Consider the following 8,829-nt stretch of genomic DNA (forward strand, 5'->3'; position numbering starts at 1 on the left):
TGCAGCCGACGGCGGGCACCGTGCTGGTCGATGGCAGGAGCCTGTTCGATCTCGACCGCAAGGCGCGGGCGAGGCTGATCCAGCCGGTGTTCCAGGACCCGTTCGCGTCGCTCAATCCGCGACGGCGCATCAAGGACATCGTGGCGCTGCCGCTGGCCGCCCAGGGCACCTTCTCGCGCGGCGAGATCGAGCGTCGCGTCGGCGGCATTCTGGAGCGCGTCGGGCTTTCGGCCGCGATGGGCGAGCGCATGCCGGCGCAACTCTCCGGCGGGCAGCGCCAGCGCGCGGCGATTGCACGGGCGCTGGTGCTGGAGCCGCGGATCGTGATCTGCGACGAGCCGACCAGCGCGCTCGACGTCTCGGTGCAGGCGCAGATCCTCAATCTGCTGGCCGATCTGCGCCGCGATCTCGGGCTGACCTATCTCTTCATCAGCCACAATCTCGCCGTCGTCGAGCATGTCGCGAGCGAAGTCGCGGTGATGTATCTCGGCCGCTTCGTCGAGCGCAACGAAACCGACGCGCTGTTTCGCAACCCCCGGCACCCCTACACCCAGGCGCTGCTCGAAAGCGTGCTGACGCCGGAGCCGGGCAAGGGTGTGCCGGATATCGGCCTCGGCGAAGCCATGCCCGATCCGTCCAATATTCCGCCGGGATGCCGGTTCAACCCGCGCTGCCGCATCGCGGTCGAGCGCTGCCGGCATGAGACACCAACGCCCATGGTCCGGCCGCCCGCGGGGATGGTAGAATGTCATCTGGCATGAGGGGCGTGTTTCACGCCGCCTGTAATAAGAAGATGGAGGGCAATATGCGTATGCAAAAGAATCTCGCCGCTGCCATGCTGGCGGCGGTGCTGCTGGGTACCGGTGCGTTGCCCGCTGCCGCGCAGAAATCAGCCGACACGCTGCGGATCGTGATGCGCGACGCGCTGCCCAACATCGATCCCTTCTACAACAATCTGCGCACCGGCGTGGTGATGCACCACCAGGGTTGGGACGCGCTGGTCTATCGCAATCCTGACACCTTCAAGCTCGAGCCGTTGCTCGCCTCCGAGTGGAAGCTGCCGGACCCGACCACGATCGAGTTCACGCTGCGGCCCGGCGTCAAGTTCCACGACGGCAGCACGCTCACCGCCGACGACGTTGTCTACACCATCAACCTCGTCGCCGATCCGGCGAGCCGCGTCTCGACGCCGTCGAACTACAACTGGATCGACAAGGCCGAGAAGACCGGCGATCTGTCGGTGCGCGTCACGCTGAAGCGGCCGAACCCGGCGGCGCTGGAATATTTCGCGCTGGTGCTGCCGATCTATCCCAAGGCCTATCGCGAGAAGGTCGGCGCGGAAGGCTACGCCAAGGCGCCGGTCGGCGCCGGCCCCTACAAGATCACCAGGGTCGAGCCCGGTGTGTCCATCGACTTCGAGCGGTTCGAGGATTACTGGGCCGGCAGCCCCAAGGGCAAGCCCACGATCAAGAAGATGAGCGTGCGCTTCGTGCCTGACGCCGCGACCGAGATGACGGAATTGCTCGCCGGCCGTGCCGACTGGATCTGGAACATGAATCCGGACCAGTTAGAGGCCGTGAACCGGATGCCGCATCTGCAGGCGGTGCGCAAGGAATCGATGCGGATCGGCTATCTCTCGCTCGATGCCGGCGGCCGCACCGGCGCCGACAATCCCCTGACCAAGCAGAAGGTGCGTCAGGCGATCTGGCACGCGATCGACCGCAAGGCGATCGCCGAAAAGCTCGTCACCGGCGGCAGCCGCGTCCCGGGTGCGCCGTGCTTCCCGTCGCAGTTCGGCTGCGATGCTGAAGCCGCGATGACCTACGACTACGATCCCGCGAAGGCAAAGAAGCTTCTCGCCGAGGCCGGCTATCCCGACGGCTTCGAGGTCGAGCTCGCAAGCTACGTGCTGCCGCAATGGGGATCATCCGTCCAGAACTACCTGCACGCGGTCGGCGTCCGCGCCAAGCTCAACCAGTTGCAGACCGCCGCCCTGATCCAGCGCGCCAAGGCCGGCGAACTCAGGATGTATCTCGGAAGCTGGGGCAGCTATTCGATCAACGACGTCTCGGCCATCATGCCCAACTTCTTCGATGGCGGCGCCGACGACTACGCGCGCGACCCCGACGTGCAGAAATCGCTGCTCCAGGGCGGATCAACCATCAATCCGGAGGCGCGCAAGGAGGCCTATTCGTCCGCGATCAAGAAGATCACCGAGCAGGCCTACTGGGCGCCGCTGCACACCTACGTGACGACGTACGGCCATTCGAAGCAACTCGACTTCACGCCGTACCCGGACGAGCTGCCGCGCTTCTATCTGGCGAAGTGGAAGTAGGACAGGACGTCACTTGTGCGTTCGTCATATGCACTGCGCGGGGCATTTGGCCCCGCGACCGCGGCCCGTCGCCCCGACATTCCGGAATATTTAATTTTTCGGCCGCATAGTCCGGTTTTTGATTGCTGTCTCCTTTGATGTTGATGTCACGCGGAGTTTTCGCGATGGTCGAAACCCGGATTGCGCCACGTGTCCGTGTCATGAAGGCCGCCAAGATCGAGTATGGCGGCGACAAGTATGTCTGTACCGTTCGCGATATATCCACCACGGGCGCGGCGCTGGATTTTCCGGACCTGCTTCGTATTCCGAATGAATTCACATTGATCCTCCCCGAGGACGGATTGAAGCTGCCTTGCCATGTCGTTTGGCGCAGGGAGTACAGGGTTGGCGTAGCGTTCGACTAGCGGCGCAAGAATTTTGTAGGGTGGGCAAAACGCAGCGTGCCCACCATTGCGAGCGGCGTCCCGGATGGCGGGCACGGCGCGAAGCGCGCCTTTGTCCACCCTACGATTTTGCGCGAGCGCGGGGTCGCCTCGCTCGACGCCGGCAGGTCTCAAATTCGTGCCGCTGCTTGATGCCCTCGGTAGCTGGTGGGATGCGACTGAAGCCGGCCGCAGTCAGGCCGGGACGTTGCCGGTGCAGGCCACGGAACGGCCGACAAAGCCATCAATCGCCGCGGCGCTGGCGGTCGCGATAGGCTCGGGTCTTCTCACGGTTTCCGCATCGGTCCGATGAACACCAGCGGCGATTGCCGGGCTTGGAGCGGTCGTAGAAGACCCAGTGGCACTCGTCGGAACTGCATATCTTCATACGTTCAAGTCTGCCGCTGTCGGACAGGCGCACGAGCTCGGCCAGAACGCCGCCAAGCCCGCTGCTCGCGCGCCGCACGACCGGCCGCAAATCGAGTGAGCGCTTCCGGGAAGCCGTGACCGACAAGGGAAAGCGGGCGGCGGTGCGTTCAAGCTCGATGGCCGCCGCGCTCTGCTGCGCCGGCGAGGAGCTCAGGAACTGTCTGAGGGCTGTGCGCAGCTCCAGCGCTTCGCGGTGCTCGGCGTGCGAAATCCTTGTGCCGGATTTTAGCAGGCCGCGGGTCTGCAGCCATTTTTCAAGTTGCGCCGGCGTCTCCAACTCGTCACCGGGCTCATGCGCGACGCCCTGCTCGACATATCGGCGCAGGTCGATCGAGTTCACGAAATCGTACAGCAGCGCGATATCGCCGGGAACCGGGAATTTTTCCGAAAGTCTCATGACACCAGCATAATCTTTTTACTGGTTTCTGCAACTAACACCTGTTAATGGCGTTAGCTGGTGTCGAAGGCAGTGAAGGTTCCGCAAGCCCGAGCAGAGGAGAATTCCCAAATGCCCCATCCCCCGATCTCGACCGAGGAGGTGTCCTACCGGAAGCGCGTGGCGGTGCTCGATAGCAACATGGCTTACGTCGATGCCGGCGAAGGCGATCCGATCGTCTTCCTGCACGGCAATCCGACGCCATCATATCTGTGGCGCAACATCATCCCGTATCTGCTGCCCTATGGGCGCTGCCTGGCGCCGGACTATGTCGGCATGGGCAATTCCGGCCCTGCGCCGGACGGCAATTACCGGTTCGTCGATCATCGCCGCTATCTTGACGCCTGGTTCGAGGCGATGGGCTTGACGCAGAACGTGATCCTCGTCGTCCACGACTGGGGCTCGGCACTGGGATTCGACTGGGCCCGGCGTAATCCCGGGCGCGTGAAGGCGATCGCCTATATGGAGGGAATCGTGCGCCCCTTCGCGTCCTGGGATGAATGGCCGGCGGCGACGCGTGCCTTCTTTCAGGGGCAACGGACCGATCGCGGCGAGGATCTGATCCTCCGGCAGAATCTGTTCATCGATTATCTGCTGCCGCTGCGCCATCTCCCCGAGGAAGCGATCGAGGTCTACCGGCGCCACTATCGCAATCCTGGTCTCTCGCGCATGCCGATGCTGGCCTGGACGCGCGATCTGCCGATCGCCGGCGAACCGGCCGACGTCGTGGCGATCGTCGACGACTACGCGCGTTGGCTCTCCGCAAGCCCGATACCCAAACTTTTCATCGACGCCGATCCCGCCGGCTTTCTGATTGGCGCGCAGCGCGAGTTCTGCCGCGCCTGGCCCAACCAGCAGACCGTCATGATCCCAGGCGCCCACTTCCTGCAGGAGGAAGCGCCCGACGAAGTCGGCAAGGCGCTGGCTCGCTTTATCGCGAAGGTCCGCGCGGGAGCGATGGGCTGAGCGCCATGAAGAATCTGCATTTCCTGGAACTGACTGATCTGGCGGAGTTGATCCGGACGCGCGAGATATCGCCGGTGGAGGCGACGCGTCAGCAACTCGACCGGATCGCAACGCTGGATGGCGCGCTCGCCAGTTACGCCGTCGTCACGGCGGAGCGCGCGATGGCCGAGGCGCGGGCGGCAGAAACCGACATCGTCGCCGGTCGTTATCGCGGCCCGCTGCACGGCGTGCCGCTCGCCGTAAAGGACCTGTTCTGGACCTGCGATGCGCCGACCGCGGCGGGAACGGCGTTACACAAGCGCTTCAGACCGGCCGAGGACGCCACCGCCGTGCGGCGCCTTCGCGAAGCCGGCGCCGTGCTGCTCGGCAAGCTGCAGATGACGGAGGGCGCCTATTCTGATCATCACCCCGAGATCACGCCGCCCCGCAATCCCTGGAACGCCGACTATTGGCCGGGCATCTCTTCAAGCGGACCGGGCGTCGCGGTGGCGGCCGGGCTTTGCTTCGTCGATCGCGACTGGGGCCGCAGCGACGTCGACCCGCAGGTGCTTGCGGTTCTCGATGATGCGGAGCGCGTGCTGTCCGCGCTCGGCGCCGAATTCGTCGAAGTCCAGGTGCCTGACGTTACCCAGGCCGTGGCCGATTGGGCGCCCAATTGCGCGGTGGAAGCCGCGGTCGCGCACCGGGCGACTTATCCTTCGCGCCGGGCGGAGTACGGTCCGGTGATGCGCATGGTTCTCGATACCGGACGCGCTCTGTCCGGCCTCGACTATCAAGACGTGCTGTTGCGGCGCATGGCTTTCCGCGGCCGCATGCGCGCCCTGTTCGGAACGATCGACCTGCTGCTGGTGCCGGCGCATCCGTTCGCGCCGCTGTCGCTGAAGACCATGGGGACGATGGGCCTGCAGCCGGAACTGATCGCGAGGCTCCAGGCCTACACTGCTCCCTTCAACATGACGGGACAGCCGACACTAACCCTGCCGGGCGGGTTCAGCACCGATGGTTTGCCGATTGCGTTCCAGATGGTGGCCGCGGATCTCGATGAAGCGATGCTGATCCGCGCCGGTATCGCGTTTCAGCGCGCGACGGACTGGCACCGTCGGCATCCGGCGCTGTAGCCGCGCCGGCCGGGCTCAACTCGCCGGCAGGCCGGCCGCGACCATCAATTGCATGATCCGTTCGGTAGCTTCGATGTAGACCGGGCTGGAATTCTTCTTGGGCGTCGGGACGTTGCGATAGGTCGAGCCGGGGCGCAATTCCATGCCCTTTTGCATCGCCGCTCTCGCTTCCTCGGTTCTGCCCAGTTGCTGATAGGCCGCCGCCAGCAGCATATGCGTGCGGCCGCTGGCGGATGTGATCGCGATCGACTTCAAAAGCCACGGCACCGCGTCCTCGGCGCGGCCCATCAGCATGTTGGCCCAGCCCGCGCCGATCTTCCAGGTCCAGCGCGACACCTGCGGCGTGTCGAAGCGCTCCGCCTGCATGAACGTCGCCAACGCGTCCTCGAAGCGTCCGGTTTGAATCTGCGCAAGGCCGACATGATACAGCGCGATCCCGTTCCAGGGATCGAAGCTCAGGGCCTTCGCGCAAGCCACGAGGCTCGCGCGGAACTGGTTGGTGGCGTTGAGGAAGCGGCAATAGGCTTCGTGCGCCGGGATGTAGTTCGGCTTGGCGCGCAGCGTCTGCTGCAGCATCGCCTCGGCCTTGATCTCCGCCGCCTCGCGCTCGGGTCCGCTCAGCCACACCATTTGCACGCCGCGCATCAGCAATGCTGCGAGCGCGACCTGAACCTCGACATTGTCGGGGTCTTCCGCGAGCGCCTTCTCCAGCATGGCCTGCGCCGCCTGAAAACGTTCCGGCGAAGTCTGCTTGATATGGGCGGTCGCCTGTTCGATCACGACCTTGCTCTTCGCAGCCGATGACGCGTCGGCATTCAGCAATTCGTTGACGCGCACCGCCAGGGCGTGACCGACACCCGCCGCGAGCCGGGACTGCTGCATCGGCAGATCCGTATCCGTCAGGTCGACCGAATAGGACGCGGTCCACTTGACCTCGCCGGTTGCCGCCTCGGTCATGCGCGTCCGTATCGTCCAGGCCTGCTCGCTCTTCTGCAGTTCACCCTTCACCACGAAGTCGGCCTTCGCTGCGCCTGTTTCCGGAGCCAGCACGCGGATGTTTTCGATCTTCGCCAGCCCGTCGGTCAGCCGTCCGCTTACCTCAGCGGCCATCTGGGCGACGAGCGGATCGTTGCCCGCGTCCGTCATCGGCATGACGGCGATGGTCGTGGCCCCGCGCGCAAAGATCAGACCGGGACGCACCATCACAAGCGTGAGCGCCGCTCCCAGGATGACGAGCACGGCTGCAGCCGCGAGCGCGGCGCTGCTTCGCAGGCTGACATCGAACCGGCGCCTGGCCGGTTCGCGATTCGCGTCGGTTTGCGGAACCGGCTCGACGTGCGGGGGCAGGGCAGCGGTGGCGTTGCCCTCGGGAGCAGGGGCCGCCGTGTCGGTCACGTCGGCCTGGAAAAGGTAACCGCGTCCGGAGATGACCCGGACCACCTGGCGCTTGTCGTCGCCGAGCGCGGTGCGGATTTCGCGGATGCACTGGAACAGGCTGTCTTCGCCGACATGAACGTTCGGCCAGACGGCCTCCATCAATTGCTGCTTGCTGAGGACGCGTCCCGGATTGGCCGCGAACAGCCGCAGCATTTCCAGGGTCTTGGGCCGGAGCTTGATCGTGCCGCCATCGGGGGAGCGCAATTCGGCGCGCTCGGGATCGAGCTCAAAACCAGAAAAACGCAGCACCATCCCCTCCGACAGGCAACTGACCCCATTTAGTGCCGGATCGACCGAAAAAATGTGCCCAGACGCACAGGGACGCCGAATATCAGAAAAATTTCAGAATGTCTCAACAGCCGTTTCAGGACGTCCCCGGCGCGAAATGAGAGGAAAGGGGGAGTTGATGTGGGGGAGTCGTGCCGAACGGGGACTGCGATGCCGGACAGGCGCGCGGACCTCTGCCGGCCGGGGGCAGAACATGTTCGGTACACGGTATTATCACGCCGCCACGCGCGGCATCGGCGGGAGGCGGCTGCGGGCCGCGTTGTTGGCCTCGTCGGCGCTGGCCTTGGCCTGGACGCTACCGGCGACGCCGGCCCGCGCGCAGGATGCGACATGGCTCGCCTCGCCGGGGTCGAATACCTACAACACCGGCAGCAACTGGAGCACCGGCTCGGTGCCGACAGGCACTGCGTATTTCGGTACATCGAGCCAGACGAACCTGACGTTGGCGACCCCCGTCTCCGTCGGCAAGTGGTATTTCAACGTAGGTGCTTCGTCCTATACCTTCAACATCCCCAACGGGAGTGGGCTAAGCTTCACCGACGGCGGCATGGTCCTCTGGGGAGGCAGCTCCACCATCAATAACAGCGGCGGCTTGAATTTCTACAACTCCAGCGTCAGCGGGGGCACCATCATCAATAATGACTTCCTGACCTTCTGGGGCATGAGCGCGGCGGGCCAGGGCACTATCACCAACAACTACATCCTGTCGTTCAACGGCAACACTTTCAGCGGCGGCACGACCATCATCAACAACCACGTCATGGCGTACCAGGAGAACAGCTTTGCCGGCTTCGGCACCTCCCTCACCAACAATTCCTATCTGGAATTCCGCAACACGGCCCGCGCCGGCAACGGATCCTCCATCACCAACAGCGCGGGCGCCGACCTGTACTTCAAAGCCAGCAGTCGGGCCGACGGAGGTTCCACCATCGCCAACTCCGGCAACCTGTACTTCTCCGAGGGCAGCACTGCCGGCAATGCATCCATAACCAATAACAGCCAGCTGTACTTCAGCGACGCCAGCAAGGCCGGAAGCGCCACCATCACCAACAGCGCCGGCGCTGTCGTGAATTTCAGCAACACCAGTACGGCCGATAACGCCGCTATCACCAACGACGGCATCGTCGATTTCTCGCCAAGCGCTGGCGTGAACAACGACCACAAGCTCAGCGCCGGCTCGATTGCCGGTGCTGGCCAGTATTTCCTCGGCTCCAACGAGTTGACCGTCGGCTCCAACAACCTGTCGACCACGGTCACCGGCGTGATCGCAGATGGCGGTTCTGCCGGCGGCACCGGCGGCTCGCTGGTCAAGGTCGGGACCGGCGTGCTGGCACTGGCAGGAACCAACACCTATACCGGCGGCACGACGATCAACGGCGGCACACTGAGCGTCAGCGG

Annotated in this window: 8 protein-coding genes; 6 read left to right on the plus strand and 2 right to left on the minus strand. The window is 64.5% G+C overall.

Features of this window, described 5'->3' with window-relative positions:
• From CQ12_RS34475 to CQ12_RS34485, 3 genes are all read left to right on the plus strand, one after another.
• Positions 1-761 (plus strand): oligopeptide/dipeptide ABC transporter ATP-binding protein (locus CQ12_RS34475; RefSeq protein WP_198164327.1); only part of this gene is annotated, 761 nt, incomplete at its 5' end.
• A 44-nt stretch (positions 762-805) separates the two neighbouring features.
• Positions 806-2,335 (plus strand): ABC transporter substrate-binding protein, encoded by a 1,530-nt coding sequence (locus tag CQ12_RS34480; RefSeq protein WP_198164328.1) that lies wholly within the window; start codon positions 806-808, stop codon positions 2,333-2,335.
• A 164-nt stretch (positions 2,336-2,499) separates the two neighbouring features.
• On the plus strand, positions 2,500-2,739 hold the full coding sequence (locus CQ12_RS34485) for a PilZ domain-containing protein (protein WP_057839743.1): 240 nt from the start codon (positions 2,500-2,502) through the stop codon (positions 2,737-2,739).
• Between the two features lie 262 nt (positions 2,740-3,001).
• Here the strand turns inward: CQ12_RS34485 and CQ12_RS34490 are convergent, their stop codons facing one another.
• Positions 3,002-3,583, minus strand: a complete 582-nt coding sequence (locus CQ12_RS34490) for a CGNR zinc finger domain-containing protein (RefSeq protein WP_057839717.1) — start codon at positions 3,581-3,583, stop codon at positions 3,002-3,004.
• 111 nt (positions 3,584-3,694) lie between these two features.
• Here CQ12_RS34490 and CQ12_RS34495 point away from each other — a divergent pair, with 111 nt between their 5' ends.
• Both CQ12_RS34495 and CQ12_RS34500 read left to right on the plus strand, forming a co-directional pair.
• Entirely contained in the window at positions 3,695-4,588 is an 894-nt protein-coding gene (locus tag CQ12_RS34495; protein WP_057839718.1) for a haloalkane dehalogenase, read from the plus strand.
• A 5-nt stretch (positions 4,589-4,593) separates the two neighbouring features.
• Positions 4,594-5,706, plus strand: a complete 1,113-nt coding sequence (locus CQ12_RS34500) for an amidase (RefSeq protein WP_057839719.1) — start codon at positions 4,594-4,596, stop codon at positions 5,704-5,706.
• Between the two features lie 15 nt (positions 5,707-5,721).
• Here CQ12_RS34500 and CQ12_RS34505 read toward each other — a convergent pair whose 3' ends face one another.
• A complete protein-coding gene (locus tag CQ12_RS34505; protein WP_057839720.1) occupies positions 5,722-7,395 on the minus strand; it encodes a winged helix-turn-helix domain-containing tetratricopeptide repeat protein in 1,674 nt (557 codons plus the stop codon).
• A 229-nt stretch (positions 7,396-7,624) separates the two neighbouring features.
• Between CQ12_RS34505 and CQ12_RS34510 the strand changes: the two genes are divergently transcribed.
• On the plus strand, positions 7,625-8,829 hold a 1,205-nt coding region (locus tag CQ12_RS34510), incomplete at its 3' end, for an autotransporter-associated beta strand repeat-containing protein (RefSeq protein WP_198164330.1).

Source organism: Bradyrhizobium jicamae, assembly GCF_001440395.1.
Classification (GTDB): Bacteria; Pseudomonadota; Alphaproteobacteria; order Rhizobiales; family Xanthobacteraceae; genus Bradyrhizobium; species Bradyrhizobium jicamae.

Excerpts from the sequence above, each read along its gene's own strand:
- CQ12_RS34480 (WP_198164328.1), top strand. The coding sequence starts at position 806 with ATGCGTATGCAAAAGAATCTCGCCGCTGCCATGCTGGCGGCGGTGCTG.
- CQ12_RS34485 (WP_057839743.1), top strand. The coding sequence starts at position 2,500 with ATGGTCGAAACCCGGATTGCGCCACGTGTCCGTGTCATGAAGGCCGCC.
- CQ12_RS34490 (WP_057839717.1), bottom strand. The coding sequence starts at position 3,583 with ATGAGACTTTCGGAAAAATTCCCGGTTCCCGGCGATATCGCGCTGCTG.
- CQ12_RS34495 (WP_057839718.1), top strand. The coding sequence starts at position 3,695 with ATGCCCCATCCCCCGATCTCGACCGAGGAGGTGTCCTACCGGAAGCGC.
- CQ12_RS34500 (WP_057839719.1), top strand. The coding sequence starts at position 4,594 with ATGAAGAATCTGCATTTCCTGGAACTGACTGATCTGGCGGAGTTGATC.
- CQ12_RS34505 (WP_057839720.1), bottom strand. The coding sequence starts at position 7,395 with ATGGTGCTGCGTTTTTCTGGTTTTGAGCTCGATCCCGAGCGCGCCGAA.